Origin of the sequence: Nocardia sp. NPDC056952, assembly GCF_042674185.1 — a bacterium.
GTDB lineage: Bacteria > Actinomycetota > Actinomycetes > Mycobacteriales > Mycobacteriaceae > Nocardia.
This window is the reverse complement of sequence record NZ_JBHURA010000004.1, coordinates 184,069-200,360: the sequence shown is the minus strand read 5'-3', so window position 1 is coordinate 200,360 and position 16,292 is coordinate 184,069. Positions and strand designations below refer to the sequence as shown.

The window sequence follows — 16,292 nt, the reverse complement described above, 5'->3', positions numbered from 1 at the left end:
TTCGCGCCTCACTTCGTCGTATCGTCGAGCTTCAGGGTCTCGAGATGAGAAAGGTAGTCCTGCAAGCGATCCGGGCAGTAGGTGGCGATCGTGAGCGCCACCGCCTCGGTGGTGTCGCGCGGGCCGATCACCGGACGCTGTCCGGGTCCGGCCGCACCGTTGGTGATCGAGGCCTGGTATTTCGCCTTGATCATCGGCGAACTCGGGTCCTGACAGACCGACCCACCGTCGTCGCCGAGCGCGTCGGCGATCACGCTCGCCTCCGGTGCGGGCAGACCGGCCGCGACCAGACTGTCGTGCAGCTGTTCGGCTTTCGCGCTCGCCTGGGTGTTCTCGCGGATCGCGGTGAAGGTGAACAGCCCGATCAGGGCGAACACCACGAGCAGCACACCTGAGGTGATGTAGATCCAGCGTCGCTTGTGGTCGGGGGCGTCTCCGGTCGTCATGCCTGCTGCCCTTCCGGTACGGCGAATTTCCAGCTGTCCCTGCGATTTCGGTAGAACAGGTACGGGATGAGCAGGCCGACGATGCCGAGACCGCCACCCACGATGAGCACGTACACCCACGGACTGCCCGAGCCGAACTGCGAAGGCGGCACGAAACCGATCGTGAACGCGGCGATCGAGGAGGCCGCGCCGAGCGCGCACAGCGCCATCAGCGCCGGCGCCCGGTAGCCGCGCGGGTGGTCCGGATCGTCGCGACGCAGCTTGGCGGCCGCGGCGAACATCAGCACGTACATGATCAGATACACCTGTGTGGTGATCACCGACAGAATCCAGTACGCGCTGGAGACATTGGGGATGAAGGCGTAGAGCAGCGCGATCAAGGTGGTGAACACACCCTGCGCCACCAGCATGTTCTGCTGCACGCCGTGCTTGTTGAGCCGGGTCAGGAACGGCGGCAGATATCCCTCGCTGCGCCCGATCAGCAACAGGCCCTTGGACGGTCCGGCCAGCCAGGTGAGCATGCCGCCGAGCGCGGCCGCCACCAGTGCGATGCCGACGATCGGGGTGAGGAAGCCGATCCCGAAGTGGCCGAAGAAGGCGTCGAAGGCCTGCATCACTCCCGCGGTGAGACTCAGGCTGGCCGAGGGCACCACCCAGCTGATCGCCAGCGCGGGCAGGATGAAGATCACCAGCACCAGGGCCATGGCCAGGAACATCGCCTTCGGGAATTCCTTGGCCGGGTTCTTCAGCGACGACACGTGCACCGCGTTCATCTCCATGCCCGCGTAGGACAGGAAGTTGTTCACGATCAGCACCAGGCTCGCCAACCCAGCCCAGGCCGGCAGCAGGTGCGACGAATCCATCGGCGCCGCGGACTCGTTGCCCTGCGCGAGGAAGACCAGCCCGAGCACGACCAGCACGGTGCCGGGGATCAGCGTGCCGATGACCAGGCCCATACTCGACAGCCCGGCCACGGTCTTGGTGCCCTGCGAGGACACGTACACACCCGCCCAGTACACGGTGATGATCACGATCGCCACGTACAGGCCGTTGGATGCGAGCGACGGATGAATGATGTAGGCGAAAGTGCTCGCCACATATGCGAGCAAGCTCGGATAGTAAAAGATCGTCATGGCGAATTGGCACCAGACGGCAAGAAATCCGAGCGGCTTACTCAATCCCTCACTGACCCATTGATACACGCCGCCCTGCCACCCGGACGCGAGTTCCGCGGCGACCAGCGAGGTCGGCATCAGAAACAGAATCGCGGGAATGACATAGAGGAATACACAGGCCAATCCGTACACGGCCATTGTTGGCGCTGATCGCAGACTCGCCACCGAACTCGTGGTCATCAGCGCCAAGGTCACCCAGGACATATATTTCGTCGTCGTCGCGACTTTCGTCGACGTGCCCGTCATCAGCGCTGCCTCCTGCTGTGTTCACACAACTAGCGGAAACCACTCGATCAACTGATGAATCATAAATCGGGCAGGGAGGTTTCGAGGCCACCGCCGCGCGCTGATCGCCGGTACGCGCGCGGCGGTGGCGGTCAGGCGGCTCGGACAGCCAGGTAGGGCTCCCAGCGGTACACATCGCTGTGGGCGCCGTGATAGAGCGCGAGGTCGACCGCGTCGAGCACGGCTTGGCGCGGACCCGACCGCTGCAACTGCGCCGCCGACACCGCCAACCGAAGCACGCCGCCGCGTCGAGCGGTGCGCGCGGCGCCCATCACCAGCGCCCGGCACCACCATGGCTCGGCACGGAAGCCCTCCCCGATCCCGTACACCCGAGCACGCTGGGCGACATCACGCTCCAGGTCGAGCATGGTGGTGAGCCCGAATGCCATGCGGAAGCCCACGTCGGGCAGCGCCGCCAGCGCACCGTTCGAGGCGTCCCAGCGCGGCGCGGCGAACAGCCGGGTGCGCAGCTGCACCCGCTCCATCACCCGATCGGCGGCCTTGAGCCGCAGCGTCGCCTCGTGCCGGGGCAGATCGGCGAACTCCGCGCGCCGCGCCTTGGTGGCGGCCTGGTCGTAGCCGTGCAGCACGATCGCGTCGCCTTCGAGGCGCCGCCCGCGCAGCCACGACTGCGTCGCCGGGTCGTCGACCAGCCGGTACTTGCCCTTCAACCGCGGCGCTACCAGCAACGACAGGCGCACACCTCGCGCGTCCATCTCTCCGGCGAATTCGATCGCGGCATCGCGAGTCGTATCCCGGATCCCCGACACCGAAACGATCAACTCAGCGTTCATGTACCCACGGTGACAGCTCGAGGTGACGCCGACGTGCTACCCCGATGACGCCACGACGAATTCCAGCGCACTCCTCACCACCCCGGCCAGTGCAATACCTGTTCGCGCGGCACCCGCACGGCGGGTTCGAAGTCGGCGCCGATCGTGAACCCGGCCGAAGCCGGGGCCCACCGGATCAGGCGTCCGCGAGACCCACTCGGTCGAGGACCCAGGCGTACTCGAAGCCGACTTCCTTCCACTTCTCGTAGCGGCCGCTCACACCGCCGTGACCTGCGGTCATCTCCGTCTTGAGCAGCACCTCGTTGTCGCCGGTCTTGGTGGCGCGCAGCTTGGCGACCCATTTGGCCGGTTCCACGTAGAGGACGCGGGTGTCGTTGAGGCTGGTGATCGCCAGAATGGCCGGGTAGTCCTTGGCCTCGACGTTCTCGTAGGGCGAGTACGACTTCATGTAGTCGTAGACGTCCTTGTCCGCCAGGGGATTTCCCCACTCGTCCCATTCGATCACCGTCAGCGGCAGCGACGGATCGAGGATGGAGGTGAGCGGATCGACGAAGGGCACATTGGCGAGGATGCCGTTGAACAGCTCCGGCGCCAGGTTGGCGACCGCGCCCATCAGCAGCCCGCCCGCGCTGCCGCCGTCGGCGATCAAGCGGTCGGGTGCGGTGGCACCGGTATCGATGAGATGACTCGCGCAGGAGACGAAGTCGGTGAAGGTGTTCTTCTTCAGCAGCGTCTTGCCGTGCTCGTACCAGAGCCTGCCCATCTCCCCGCCGCCGCGCACATGCGCCACCGCGAACACCATGCCACGATCGAGCAGCGACAGCCGCGACACCGAGAACGAGGGATCGATGCTGGCCTCGTAGGAGCCGTATCCGTACAGCAGTGTGGGTTTCGGCCCGTCGGCCAGACCCTTGCGCTTGATGATCGAGATCGGAATGCGGGTGCCGTCGGCGGCGATGGCCCAATCGCGGTGCTGCTCATAGTCATCGGCGTCGTACCCGCCGAGCACCGGCTGTTCCTTGCGCAGCAGCAGCTCGCCGGTGGCGGGCACATAGTCGAACACCTGCATCGGCGTGATGAACGAGGCGACCCCCACGCGCAACGTGGGCTGCTCCCACTCCGGGCTCGAACCCGCACCGGCGGAGAACAACTCGAGGCCGAAGTCGAGCTCTGTCAGTTCGCCGAAGCCCTCCGGTGTGAGCGGCCACACCGACAGGCGCGGCAGCGCGTCGCGCCGGTAACCGAGCACCAGATGGGTGGCGAAGGCGTCGATGTCCTCGAGCCGCACGTCCTCGCGATGCCCGATCAGGGTCGTCATGTCCGACGGGTCGGTGGCGGGCGCGACGGCGAGCACGAAGTTCTCCGCCTTCACGCCGTCGACCACGTCGTTGTGCAGGATCAGGAACTTGTCCTCGCCCGCGATCACCGCGTGCTCGGCCGAGTACTCCACGCCTTCGCGACGCGGCAGCAGCACCCGGAACTCGCCCTCGGGATTGTCCGACTCCAGGACCCAGCCCTCGGTGGTGATCTTGGAGCCGAGCCAGACCATCAGGTACTTCTCGGAGCGGGTCGCGCCGACACTCACCCAGTAGCGCTCGTCGGGCTCGTGGAACACCGTCACATCGGCGTCGGAACCGGTGCCCACGCGATGGCGCCACACGGTGTCGGGCCGCCACGACTCGTCGACCGTCTGATAGAAGATGTGCGTGCCGTCCAGCGACCAGGTCGCCCCCGGCGCCGCGCCGGCCACCTCGTCGGCCAGCAGCTCACCGGTGCGCAGGTCCTTGATCCGCAGCGTGTAGCGCTCGTCGCCGGAGCTGTCCACGGAGTAGGCGAGCAGGTTGCCGTCGTGGCTCAGCGAGAAGGCGCCGAGCGCGAAGAAGTCCAGCCCCTCGGCGAGGATATTGCTGTCGAGCAGCACCTGCTCGCCCTCGATCGCCGAGCCGACCTCCAGCTGAGGCGGCGTCCAGGCGTCGATACCCTCGGCTTTCGCGTCGACGGGACAGCGGCAGTGCACGCCGTACTGTTTGCCCTCGAAACTGCGCGAGTAGTACCAGTAGTCACCCAGTCGCGTCGGGACCGAGAGATCGGTTTCCTGCGTCCTGGCCTTGATCTCGTCGAAGATCTTGTCCCGCAGGGGCTGCAGCTGGTCGGTCTGCGCCGCGGTGAAGGCGTTCTCCGCCTCCAGATACGCGATGACCTCGGGGTCTTCCTTGTCCCGCAGCCACTCGTAGTCGTCGACGAACGTGTCACCGTGGTGGACCCGCTCGACGGGCGCCCTCTTCGCGATCGGCGCCGACACGGTCTCATTCTCGCCAGCCATTGGTCCACCGTAGCCGCCCCACTCCAACCGGGCCCGCCAACTCGGCCGTCGGCGGCTGGAGGCAGCGGGCTGACTGAGTATTTCTGCGCATCTGCCGCAGGCCCGTTGTGCGTAGCCTGACCCGCATGGGGATGCGGTACGCAATGCGTTCGTTGGTCGTGACTGCCGGGGTGGCCTTGGCCGCGGGATCGGGAGCGGTGATGTCGGCGAACGCGTGCGCCTGCGGCGGCGTGGTGAGCGCGGACAGTTCGGCGCGGGTGAACAATGAGGCCGCTGTCCTCGGCTGGGACGGGCGGCGCGAGACCGTGCTGATGCGGTTGGGGATGCAGTTCACCGGTGCCGACGCGGCCCTGATCGTGCCGACGCCGACGCCGGCGACCGTCTCGGCGGGCAGTCCGGACTCGTTCAGGGAGCTGTCACGCATGACCGCACCCGAGCGGGTCACCGAATACGACTGGTTCGGCAGCGGTTCGCTCGGCGGCGACGCATCCGGAGCCGCTCCGGGTTCGGGTCCCGACGTGCTGAGCCAAGTGCAGTTGGGCCCGCTGGAGGCGACCACGTTGCGCGGCGGCGATCTCACCGGCGTCCGCGAATGGCTGGACACCAACGGTTATCAGCTCCGGCCCGAGGTGAGCGCCACGCTCGACCCCTATCTCCGCGAGGGCTGGTCCTTCGTCGCCATGCGCCTCACCAGCACGAAGCCCCTCGCAGGCGCCCTGGACCCGGTCCGCCTCACCTTCGACTCCGACCGCCTCGTGTACCCGATGCGCATGTCGGCCGCCGCGACCACACCGCAATCGGTCCACCTGTATGTCTTCAGCGACCACCGGGTGGCACGCATCGATCCCGATACCGAACCCCACGTCGTCACCACCGAATTCGCCTCTCCGGTCGGCGAACCCAGCGATCCGGACCTGAAAGCGCTGGCCGCGAGCGGCAACTACCTCACCGAACTCTCGATCTACATCCCCCACCCAGCGACGATCACCAGTGATTTCCTTCTGGCTCCCGCCGCCGAGGACGTCCCCGTGCGTGACCGCGTGGTGAGCAAGGAATACGTCGAGATCCTCGGTCTGCCCGCGGGTTACGTCTTGATCGTCGCCGGGCTGTCGCTGATCGGCGTGATCGCGAGCGTGGTCCTGCGTCGACGGTCCGCGAGGTAGTCCGAACGCACCGCGACCCGTGCGGGAATTCTCAGGCCCCGAGCGCGGGTCCGATGACCGGCCACGAAGCGTGCAGGGCGTCCTGCCAGTAGGACCAGGAGTGCGTGCCCACCGGGTGGTAGTCGATCCTGGCGCCGATGCCCGCGGCGCGCAGGCGCTGGTCGAAGGCCACCATGCAGGTGTTGACGCCGAGCTCGATGGGTCCGCCGAGGAAGATGTTCTCGGCCAGCGTGGGCTTGAGTTCGGCCTCGTGCGGTCCGGGGATGCCGGTGCCGGTCGACATGTACAGCGCCTTGCCGCGCAGCCCGTCGATCATCAGGGCCGGGTCGTGCGCCGCCCACTCGGGGCTGCCGGGCGCGCCCCACATGTTGCCGGGATTGCCGCCCCGGTTGACGATGGAGAACATCATCGCGCCCGCCGCCATCGCGATGTCCGGACAGGCGCTGTAACCGGCGACGGCCCGGTAGAGGCCGGGATGCCGGGCGGCCAGGATGTAGGCCGCGTTGCCACCCATCGACAGTCCGCCGATGCCGTTCACGCCGGTGCCGTTGAACTGACCGTCGATCAGGCCGGGCAGTTCCTGGGTGAGGAACGTTTCCCACTTGTACCGGCCGAAACGCGGATCGTCGGCGATCCAGTCGGTGTAGTAGCTGGCCTGGCCGCCCATCGGCAGCACCACGTTGACGTTCTTGTCGCGGAAGAAGGCTTCGGCGTCGGTGGCGTTGGTCCAGGTGCTCTGACCGATACCGGGGTCGAGGCCGTCGAGCAGGTAGTACGTCCCCCGCGCGCCACCGCCCGCGGGGTGCAGGACCTGGAGATCGACGTTGCGGCCCATCGCGGGCGAGGTGACGGTGATCGCCGTCCGGTGCGGAGTCAGTTCGTTGACTCCGATGATCTGCGCGGCGGAGGCCGTCGTGGGGTGAACAACCGCCGGTCCGATGACACCGAGAGCAAGGGCCAGCACTGCAGCAGCAACACCTGTACGACGCACGATCTACCCTCCATAACCGCATGCCAATGACAGTCCAAAGTAACCCACAGGTGAACGAATCGGAAGCATTCGACGGTTCGGGCGTTTCTTCAGCAAACTCTCCGGTTTGCAATGACCGCTTCGCCGGATTCGGGTCAGCGGGTGAGGGCGCCCCGGATCGAACCGGCCAGATAGTCGAGATCCGCCCGCGCGGGCGACGTCGGCCGCGCACGCAGACCGAAGCCGTCACCAGGCGTTCGCGGGATCACATGCAGGTGCACATGGAAGACCTCCTGCCCCGCCGTAACCCCGTCGGCGAGAAAGAAATTCACCCCGTCGGCCGCCACTTCACTGCTGCGCAGCGCGGCGGCGATCCGCTGCCCCACCTGAAAGAGCTTGCCGCCCAACGCGGGATCGAGATCGGCCAGACTCGGTGCGGGCACCTTCGGCACCACGAGCACATGCCCCGGCGTCACAGGACGAATATCCATGAAGGCGAGGACTTCGTCGTCCTCGTACACCTTCGAGGACGGGGCGGCCCCGGCGATGATGTCGGCGAAGATCGTGTACGGATTCACCCGACCACGGTATCGACCCCGACGCACGAAAGCCCGCCACCGGCGCCGAAAAGGCGGCAGTGGCGGGCTGATTCGCACGGGACTACAGAATCGGCGACGGCGTGTAGCGCGCGGCGTCCGGATTCGCCTCGACCAGCTTCTGCACCTGCGCGACGACCTCGGCGACCTGGTCCGATGCCGCGCCGATGAACGCCGCCTTGTCGGCCAGCGCCGCGGCGAGTCCGGCGCGGTCCAGCGGCATCCGCGCGTCGGCGGCGAGACGATCCAGCAGATCGGGTTCGCGACCCTGCTCGCGCATGGCCAGCGCCACCGCGACGGCATGCTCCTTGATGACCTCGTGCGCGGTCTCGCGCCCCACGCCCGCGCGCACCGCGGCCATCAGGATGCGGGTGGTCGCCAGGAACGGCAGGTACCGGTCGAGCTCACGCGAGACCACTGCTGGGTAGGCGCCGAACTCGGCGAGCACGGTCAGGAAGGTCTCCATCTGCCCGTCGATGGCGAAGAACGCGTCGGGCAGCGCGACGCGGCGCACCACCGAGCAGAACACGTCGCCCTCGTTCCACTGGGCACCCGCCAGCTCGGCGGCCATCGAGCCGTAGCCGCGCAGGATCACCTGCAGGCCGTTCACCCGCTCGCACGAGCGCGTGTTCATCTTGTGCGGCATCGCCGACGAGCCGACCTGGCCCGGCTGGAAACCCTCGGTGACCAGCTCATGACCGGCCATCAGCCGAATCGTGTGCGCGAACGACGACGGCCCGGCGCCCAGCTGCACCAGCGCGGACAGCACATCGTGATCGAGCGAGCGCGGGTACACCTGGCCCACGCTGGTGAACACGTTCGCGAAGCCGAGGTGGGTGGCCACCTGCTGTTCGAGGGCGGCGAGCTTGTTCGCGTCACCGTCGAGCAGGTCGAGCATGTCCTGGGCGGTGCCCATCGGGCCCTTGATCCCGCGCAGCGGGTAGCGGTCGATCAGCTCACGCACGCGCGCCAGGCCGACCAGCATCTCGTCGGCGGCGGAGGCGAAGCGTTTGCCCAGCGTGGTGGCCTGCGCGGCGACATTGTGCGAGCGTCCGGCCATCACCAGGGTCTGGTACTCGGCGGCCCGCTCGGCCAGGCGCGCCGCGATGGCGATGCCATGCTTGTACACGTGCTCGAGCGAGAGCCGGATCTGCAGCTGCTCGACGTTCTCGGTGAGGTCGCGGCTGGTCATGCCCTTGTGCACGTGCTCGTGTCCGGCGAGCGCGTTGAATTCCTCGATCCGCGCCTTCACGTCGTGGCGGGTGACCCGCTCACGCTCGGCGATCGAGGCCAGGTCGACGTGGTCGATGACGCGTTCATAATCCTCGACAACCCCTGCGGGGACATCGATTCCGAGTTCGGCCTGCGCACGCAGCACCTCCAGCCACAGCCGGCGCTCGAGCACGATCTTGTTCTCGGGCGACCAGAGCGCGACGAGCTCCGGGCTGGCGTATCGGGTGGCGAGGACATTCGGGACGAGGCTCACGAGCACTCAGTCTAATTGCCGCACCCGTTCGGCCTGCTGGGGCATCATGTTGGGGACCACGGGCGGGGCGACGATGTCGATCATTTCGAGCAGACCGGCCCTGGCGGGTCGGCGGGGTTCGGGGTGGCCTTCGATCAGCGCGGCGACCACCGCACCGTCGACGACGGCCACCAGCCTGCGTAACTGCTCGGGGCGCACCACTCGGTCGGAGCGGCGCAGCACGTCGGCGAGCAGTTCTTCGAGCTGGGTGCGTAGTCGGAGCTGGACCTCACGTAACTCGGGGTGACGGGCCGACGCCACGGACCGCTCGTAGCGGGCGATGAGCTGGCCGCGGGCGTCGAGGTCGCCGTCGTCGGGGCCGACGAGCACGTCGAGTACGAGCTCGACCGTCGCCTCGGTGCCGCGCCTGCGATGACTGACCTCACCGACCCGGCGGCGCATCGCGTCGAGTTCGATCGCGCCGCTGAACTCGACGGCGCGGGCGATCAGATCTTCCAGCGATTCGAAGTAGTAGGTGGTCGACGCGAGTGGAAGATCGGCTCGTGAGGCCACCGAACGATGTCGCACGGCGTCGAAGCCGCCTTCGAGCAACAGCTCAGCCGCCGCCGCCACCAGAGCCTGCCGACGTCGTTCGCCTTTCGGGGTCGTTGCGGTGGTCACCGTGCCAACGTGCCAGTCATCATCAGTTCAACCGTGCGCAATCGTCATCGGGGAAACACTGGGAATTCGGGATAACTGAGTTTTACCGTATCCCGGCACAGATGTGTTCGTACTACGCAAAGTTGTTGTCGCACATCACTGTTGACAAGTGTCCAGATCAGCCCTTCAGGAACCGTCCCAGACGCTCCAGTGCTGCGGCGATGTCGTCGGTGGCACCTGCGAAGGAAAAACGGACCGTGTGGTTTCCATTTGTGGTGTCGAAATCGAGTCCGGGCGCCAGCGCGACGCCGGTTTCGGTGAGCACCTCGGCGCACCAGGCGCGGGAATTATCGGTCAGATGACCAATATCGGCGTAGGCGTAGAAGGCGCCGTCGGCGGGCGCGAGATCGGTGATTCCGATCGCGGGCAGACCCTCCAGGAGCAGCGCCCGGTTGCGCGCGTACCGGCGCACATGCCCGTCCAGCTCATCCTTGGCTTCCGGTCCGAAGGCGTGCACGGCCGCGTACTGGGAGATGGCCGGCGGGCACACCGTCATATTCGACGCCAGCCGCTGCAACGCCGGGCGCAGGTCGGCCGGGGCCAGCATCCAGCCCAGCCGCCAGCCGGTCATCGAGAAGTACTTCGACACCGAACCGATCACCACCGACTCGCGGGAGAACTCCCACGCCGAAGAGGTCGGCGTGCTCGCGCCCGCGTAGGTGATGCCGTGATAGATCTCGTCGGAGATCAGCAGCGTGCCGTGCTGTTCGCACCAGCGGGCCAGCGCGGCGAGTTCGGCGGGGTCGATCATGGTGCCGGTCGGGTTGGCCGGGCTGGCCACCACCAGACCGGCGGGGGGTTCGGGCAGGGCCTCCAGCATCGCCACGGTCGGCTGGAATCTGGTCTGCGGGCCGCAGTCCAGTTCGACGACCTCGCAGCCGAGCGCGGACAGCGTGTTGCGGTAGGCGGGATAGCCGGGCCGCGCCACCACCACGGTGTCGCCCACGTCGAAGGCGGCCAGGAAGATCAGCGTGAACGCGCCCGACGACCCGGTCGTCACCACCACCTCGTCCGGGTGCACGTCGTAGCCGTAGGTCTCGCTGTGATGCCCCGCGATGGCCTCGCGCAGCGGCAGGATGCCGAATGTCTCGGTGTAGCCCAGCAATTCGTGATCGATCGCCGCCCTGGTGGCCCGCAGCACCGGCGCGGGCGCCTGCGTAGACGGCTGTCCCGCCGCGAGCACCAGCACATCGCCGTGCGACCTGGCGCGTTCAGCGGCCGCTTTCCACACATCCATGACGTAGAAAGGGGCAATGGCCGACCGGCGCGATTCTCTGGACACCCGAGAGACGGTAGAGCACCCGATTGCGGGCGTTCACAGATATGGTCGGCACAATGGCTCCGACAGCGAATACGCAGCCACCGACGCGACCTCTGTGGTCACGTCGGGGCCGGGGCGCGGGGGCGGGATGAAGCGGACAGGGACGGCACGGGACGTGCGGGCGGGCACCTCCGAGGAGAGCGTGGACACCGAATCCGGACAGCTCGCCGCCGACAGCTCGCGACAGGACTCCGCCGAAACGGCGCCATCCGGCAACACCGCGAAGCGTCGGGCCGTCAGCGTCAACGGCCGTATCTTGCAGGCGAATTGGCGTGAGCAGCTGCCGTCGAAAATCGCCGCCCGCGATCGGATGGCCGAGTGGGCCGCCCGGTATCCGGTGGTCGGCGAGATCGCGGGCGAGCTGCGCAGCGGTGAGGTGCGCAAGGTTTTCTGGCGGCGGCCGAAGGCACAGGCCGAGGGGATGTGGGCGCGCAGGCCCAGTCGCGAGCGGGTGCGGGCGGTCCTGCTCGAACGGCGCGTGCTCATCGCGGGCGTGCTCGCGGTCGCGGTGTTCGTGGCGGCCGACGGGCAGTTCGGCGGCGCCGTCGACGAGCGTCCGCTCGCCCCGGGCGAAGCACTCCACGTGGCCATCGCCTATCCCCCGCAGCTCCTGCCCAACCCCCAGTCGGTGACCCCCATGCTCGATGCCATCGCCGCAGGTGAGAAGCGCCGCGAAGCGCACGTGGTCGCCGCGGCGGCCCGCGCCACCCTCGAACGCGCGAAGGCGGAGGCGGCGGCCGCGGCATCGGGCGAATGGCAGGACTGGATGGGCCAGCGCGCCCCGGTGGTCCCCGGCGCGATGGTGCCGGTGCCCGGCTCGACTCCGTCCGTCGGCGGGTTCAGCCTGCCCGCGAAGGGCGCGTTCACCTCCGGTTTCGGCTCCCGCTGGGGCACCATGCACCGCGGCATCGACATCGCGGGCCCCATCGGCAGCCCCATCTACGCCGTCGCCGACGGCACGGTGGTGGAAGCGGGTCCGGCGCAGGGTTTCGGTCTGTGGGTCCGGATCCGCCACGACGACGGCACCATCAGCATCTACGGTCACATGTACGACTTCTTCGTCTCCCAGGGCGAGCGTGTCCCCGCCGGAATGCAGATCGCGCGCATCGGCAATCGCGGCGATTCCACCGGCCCGCACCTGCATTTCGAAATCGTGCAAAACGGTCAGCATGTGGACCCACAAGCCTGGCTCGCGATGCATGGATTGCGTCTCGATTGACATCGCGTCGAGACCACCGACATCACGAGAACGTTAATGTGAGACCTGTCGAGTGTTTTCCTCCGAACCGAAGCGAGGCCACCATGGCAGGCAAGTTCGAGGTATTCAAGGACAAGGCGGGAAAGTTCCGTTTCCACCTGAAGGCCGGTAACGGCGAAATCGTCCTCGAAAGTCAGGGTTACGAAAGCAAGGAAGGCGCCAAGAAGGGAATCGCCTCCATTCAGACGAATGCTCCGAACGCCCAGATCCTCGATCTCACCGCCTGATCGGCGCGGGCGTTGCGCCTGCGCGCTCAGCCACCGCTTCCCGCTCGATGGTGATCAGCGGTCACACACCGCTGATCACCGATCGTGGGCATTACCCCGCGACGCTGTTGCGTTCCGGAACAACAACTTCGGTCGCGCCGATATCGGTCCGGAAGTGACTGCCGGGCAGCTTGATTCCCGCGAGTCGCGCATAGGCCCGCTCCCGCGCCTGCGCGAGGTCCGCGCCGACACCGACCACGTTGAGCACACGCCCGCCCGCCGACACCAGCGCCTTGTCCTCGCGCTGATCCGTACCGGCGTGCAGCACCAGGGTTTCGCCCTCCAGCGCGCTGTCATCAGCACCGGTGATCACATCGCCGGTGCGCGGTCGCGCCGGGTAGTTCTCGGCGGCGAGCACGACGGTGATCGCGGAACCGTCCTTCCAGCGCGGTGCGTCGACCTCGGCGAGGCGCCCGGTGGCGGTGGCGTACAGGAGTTCGGCGAACGGGCTGTCCAGCAGCGCGAGCACGGCTTGGGTCTCGGGATCACCGAAGCGGCAATTGAATTCGACGACAGCCGGGCCGTTCGTACCGATCGCCAGACCCGCGTACAGCAGGCCCGAGAACGAGCTGCCCCGCGCGACGAGCTCGGCGGCGACGGGCTTCACCACGTCGTCGACGATCTCGTTCAGCGTCTCCGCGGGCAGCCACGGCAGCGGCGTGTAAGCGCCCATGCCGCCGGTGTTCGGGCCGGAATCGCCGTCGCCCACCCGCTTGTGGTCCTGTGCGGGCAGCAGCGGAATCACGGTCTCGCCGTCGACCAGGCAGAACAGCGACACCTCCGGCCCGTCGAGGAACGACTCCAGCAACACCGGATGTCCCTGCTCGAGCAGTTCGGCGCCGTGATCGCGGGCCGCGCGCCGGTCGGCGGTCACCACCACGCCCTTGCCCGCGGCGAGCCCGTCGTCCTTGACCACCCAGGTCGGGCCGAAGCGGTCGAGCGCCGCGTCCAGCTCGGCCGGAGTGTCGACGATCTCGCTGTGCGCGGTCCGCACCCCGGCCACCGCCATCACATCCTTGGCGAACGCCTTGGACCCTTCGATCCGCGCCGCATCGGCCGACGGGCCGAACACCGGGAACCCGGCCGCGCGCACGACGTCGGCGACGCCGAGCACCAGCGGCACCTCGGGGCCGATCACCACCAGGTCGGCGGCCACTTCGCCGGCCAGCGCGGCGACGTCGTCGGCGGAGCAGGGATCGACCGGGCGTAGCTCGGCGTGCTGGCCGATGCCGGGGTTGCCCGGGGCGGCGATCACCGCCGTCACGGACGGATCCCGGCGCAACGCCAGGACGAGGGCATGTTCACGGGCTCCGGAACCGATGACGAGTACGCGCACGGCCATAGATTAGTCGCGTACTTCGCGCGTACTTCGCACGCCCCGTTCCGATACAAGGTCCGCGATCGGATGGCGCGATCGTCACCCCCACGAGGGCGCTTCGGGCCGGCGATCGGGCCGTCGCGATGCGGCTCGGCCCTCGCGGCTCGGGTTCGATTGCGCCACAATGGGACCAGGCGTGGCGCGGCAGCCGCCACCGAAACGGGGGAATGCCATGGGCCTGCTCGACGGGATGATGGGCAATGCCGGTCGCATAGATCCGGCCGCCGCCCAGCAGGAATACGCGAAGCTGTTCGGGCAGGGCGAGCAGGTGTACGCCGCGTTCATCCTGGTCCGCGACGCGATGCTGTTCACCAATCGCCGCCTGATCATGGTCGACAAACAGGGCGTCACCGGCCGCAAGGTCAGCTACCACAGCATCCCCTACCGGTCGATCAGCCACTTCACCGTCGAGACCGCGGGCACCTTCGACCTCGACGCCGAGCTCTACATCTGGATCGGCAGCGGTGACGAGCCGGTCAAGCAGCGTTTCAACCGTCAGGTCGACATCTACGAGGTGCAGGGCATCCTGTCGCATTTCGTGTCGATCTAGCTACGCTCACCGGTATGGCATCCGTCTTCAGCGCGATCATCGCAGGTCAGATCCCCGGCCGCTTCGTCTGGGAAGACGACGAGTTCGTCGGCTTCCTCACCATCGGCCCCGTCACCCAGGGCCACACCCTCGTCGTCCCGCGCGCGGAGATCGACCAGTGGCAAGACGTGGATCCCGCCGTGATGGCCCGGATGATGGGCGTCGCCCAGAAGATCGGCCAGGCCGTCCGCGTCGCCTTCGACGCCCCCCGCGCCGGCCTGCTCATCGCCGGCCTCGAGGTCCCCCACCTGCACACCCACGTCTTCCCCGCCTACACCATGGGCGACTTCGACATCTCGGGCGCGAACACCGACCCCACCCCCGAATCCCTCGACGAAGCCCAGACCAAGATCAAGGCCGCCCTCCGCGACCTCGGCCACGGAGCGAACGTCCCGGCCTGAGTTCTGCCCGAGTTCTGCCTGGATGGAACCGAAACGACCGGGCGCGCGTCTAAGACATCGAGTGGTCGTTGTGTGCGAAAGAGGAGAGACGATGCGACTGGTTGGCTTTGCCGCCGGGGTGTGCGCTGTAGTGGCGCTCACCGGATGTTCCACAGCGGTCGACGGGCAGCCCGAGGCCAGCGGGGCTCCGCTGACCAAGGAGCAGCTGTTCGATCCGTGCGCTGTGTCGGACAGTGTGTTGCAGGCGGCGGGGGCCGATCCTGCAACGAAGGACGACAACCCCTTCTCGGTACCGCGCCCGGATTGGAAGGGCTGCAGTTGGCGAGCAGGCGATCACTTCATTTCGTTCTTTTCCACAACAAATACACTGCAACAATTTCGCGAGAACCAATATTTTCGCGATTTTCGTGATGTAACAGTCAGCGGCAGGCCGGCCTTGCAGTTCTACTTGGGCACGATCAACCCTCCGGAAGAATGCGAAATCGCCTTCGACACGAGCCAGGGACGGGTCACCTTGACGGCAAGCAAAGCCTCAAGCAGCAACTCGACCACCGACCCCTGCGTTTGGGTGAATGATGCGGCACCTCATTTCGCTTCATCAATCCCCCGCTAGCGACGACCGTATCCACACTGGAGATATACGAAATGGCCGATCCTCACGAGCTCACAAAAAAGTTTCAGACACTAGCCGGCGAAGCCGCCGCAGGCAGGCTGGTGATCGAATTCGACACCGCCGAGAGATGCGCGAAGCATTGCGATAACTACATTTCCGACCTGGACCGACTGAAGTCTCGGACGCAGAGCATGGTCAATGTCGGGTCTTTCGGCAGCTTGGGCTCAGCAACTAAGCTCGGGCAGAAGTTTGCAGACCTTGCAATCGGCGGCCCTGGCACCGGTTCCTACTCCGATGCCATCCGCCTCCATCAAGAAGTGCTAGCAGCCATGGCCGACATGTATCGCAAAGCCGGTGCCGCATACAAGAACTGCGACGAAGCCACTCAGCTCGCTATCAAACAACAGACCAACAAAGTAGACTGAATCCGGGGGGATAAATGACCTTTTCAGATTTCATGAGCAAACTGGGCAGCGTTGCATTGACAGCGTCGAGCCCGTCCAGAATTGGTGACCGAATCGGCTCATTG

General features: G+C 67.0%; 17 protein-coding genes. 7 read left to right on the top strand and 10 right to left on the bottom strand.

Translation table 11 applies throughout. The features are described 5' to 3' along the window. Nucleotides 1–8 precede the first annotated feature (8 nt). From ACFTS5_RS17060 to ACFTS5_RS17045, 4 genes are all read right to left on the bottom strand, one after another. The gene (locus ACFTS5_RS17060) at nt 9–446 is read right to left on the bottom strand and encodes a hypothetical protein (protein WP_378631750.1); all 438 of its coding nucleotides are present in this window, start codon (nt 444–446) and stop codon (nt 9–11) included. Further along, nucleotides 443–1,867, bottom strand: a complete 1,425-nt coding sequence (locus ACFTS5_RS17055) for an APC family permease (RefSeq protein ID WP_378631749.1) — start codon at nt 1,865–1,867, stop codon at nt 443–445. The genes ACFTS5_RS17060 and ACFTS5_RS17055 overlap by 4 nt, the downstream gene beginning before the upstream one ends. Before the next feature lie 131 nt (nt 1,868–1,998). Next, the gene (locus ACFTS5_RS17050) at nt 1,999–2,700 is read right to left on the bottom strand and encodes a DUF2334 domain-containing protein (RefSeq protein ID WP_378631747.1); all 702 of its coding nucleotides are present in this window, start codon (nt 2,698–2,700) and stop codon (nt 1,999–2,001) included. Nucleotides 2,701–2,875: 175 nt separating this feature from the next. Then, nucleotides 2,876–5,023 carry a S9 family peptidase gene (locus ACFTS5_RS17045; RefSeq protein ID WP_378631746.1) on the bottom strand — a complete coding sequence of 716 codons (2,148 nt, stop codon included), beginning with the start codon at nt 5,021–5,023 and terminating at the stop codon, nt 2,876–2,878. Nucleotides 5,024–5,166: 143 nt separating this feature from the next. Here ACFTS5_RS17045 and ACFTS5_RS17040 point away from each other — a divergent pair, with 143 nt between their 5' ends. After that, complete coding sequence (locus ACFTS5_RS17040; protein ID WP_378631744.1) at nt 5,167–6,186, top strand: DUF2330 domain-containing protein; 1,020 nt, start codon at nt 5,167–5,169, stop codon at nt 6,184–6,186. Nucleotides 6,187–6,217: 31 nt separating this feature from the next. Here ACFTS5_RS17040 and ACFTS5_RS17035 read toward each other — a convergent pair whose 3' ends face one another. The 5 genes from ACFTS5_RS17035 to ACFTS5_RS17015 form a co-directional block, all read right to left on the bottom strand. Further along, on the bottom strand, nt 6,218–7,177 hold the full coding sequence (locus ACFTS5_RS17035) for an alpha/beta hydrolase (protein ID WP_378631742.1): 960 nt from the start codon (nt 7,175–7,177) through the stop codon (nt 6,218–6,220). Between the two features lie 134 nt (nt 7,178–7,311). Beyond that, the gene (locus ACFTS5_RS17030) at nt 7,312–7,734 is read right to left on the bottom strand and encodes an HIT family protein (RefSeq protein ID WP_378631740.1); all 423 of its coding nucleotides are present in this window, start codon (nt 7,732–7,734) and stop codon (nt 7,312–7,314) included. Between the two features lie 82 nt (nt 7,735–7,816). Continuing rightward, entirely contained in the window at nt 7,817–9,238 is a 1,422-nt protein-coding gene (gene purB / locus ACFTS5_RS17025) for an adenylosuccinate lyase (protein WP_378631738.1), read from the bottom strand. Nucleotides 9,239–9,244: 6 nt separating this feature from the next. After that, nucleotides 9,245–9,898 carry a TetR/AcrR family transcriptional regulator gene (locus ACFTS5_RS17020; protein WP_378631736.1) on the bottom strand — a complete coding sequence of 218 codons (654 nt, stop codon included), beginning with the start codon at nt 9,896–9,898 and terminating at the stop codon, nt 9,245–9,247. A 157-nt stretch (nt 9,899–10,055) separates the two neighbouring features. Next, nucleotides 10,056–11,219, bottom strand: a complete 1,164-nt coding sequence (locus ACFTS5_RS17015; protein WP_378631734.1) for a pyridoxal phosphate-dependent aminotransferase — start codon at nt 11,217–11,219, stop codon at nt 10,056–10,058. Between the two features lie 127 nt (nt 11,220–11,346). On the opposite strand from ACFTS5_RS17015, the gene ACFTS5_RS17010 reads away from it, so the two are divergent. Next, nucleotides 11,347–12,477, top strand: coding sequence for a M23 family metallopeptidase (locus tag ACFTS5_RS17010; protein ID WP_378631732.1), 1,131 nt, complete (start codon nt 11,347–11,349; stop codon nt 12,475–12,477). Nucleotides 12,478–12,560: 83 nt separating this feature from the next. After that, nucleotides 12,561–12,743 (top strand): YegP family protein, encoded by a 183-nt coding sequence (locus tag ACFTS5_RS17005; protein WP_378631730.1) that lies wholly within the window; start codon nt 12,561–12,563, stop codon nt 12,741–12,743. A 91-nt stretch (nt 12,744–12,834) separates the two neighbouring features. On the opposite strand, the gene purD is transcribed toward ACFTS5_RS17005, so the two are convergent. Continuing rightward, nucleotides 12,835–14,118, bottom strand: a complete 1,284-nt coding sequence (purD, locus tag ACFTS5_RS17000) for a phosphoribosylamine--glycine ligase (RefSeq protein WP_378631728.1) — start codon at nt 14,116–14,118, stop codon at nt 12,835–12,837. 214 nt (nt 14,119–14,332) lie between these two features. Here purD and ACFTS5_RS16995 point away from each other — a divergent pair, with 214 nt between their 5' ends. The 4 genes from ACFTS5_RS16995 to ACFTS5_RS16980 all read left to right on the top strand — a co-directional run bounded on the left by ACFTS5_RS16995 (nt 14,333) and on the right by ACFTS5_RS16980 (nt 16,188). Beyond that, the gene (locus ACFTS5_RS16995; RefSeq protein WP_378631726.1) at nt 14,333–14,710 is read left to right on the top strand and encodes a PH domain-containing protein; all 378 of its coding nucleotides are present in this window, start codon (nt 14,333–14,335) and stop codon (nt 14,708–14,710) included. A 14-nt stretch (nt 14,711–14,724) separates the two neighbouring features. Beyond that, on the top strand, nt 14,725–15,150 hold the full coding sequence (locus tag ACFTS5_RS16990) for an HIT family protein (RefSeq protein ID WP_101464615.1): 426 nt from the start codon (nt 14,725–14,727) through the stop codon (nt 15,148–15,150). 91 nt (nt 15,151–15,241) lie between these two features. After that, complete coding sequence (locus ACFTS5_RS16985) at nt 15,242–15,763, top strand: DUF3558 domain-containing protein (protein WP_378631724.1); 522 nt, start codon at nt 15,242–15,244, stop codon at nt 15,761–15,763. A gap of 32 nt (nt 15,764–15,795) precedes the next feature. Further along, complete coding sequence (locus ACFTS5_RS16980) at nt 15,796–16,188, top strand: hypothetical protein (protein ID WP_378631722.1); 393 nt, start codon at nt 15,796–15,798, stop codon at nt 16,186–16,188. Nucleotides 16,189–16,292: the final 104 nt, after the last annotated feature.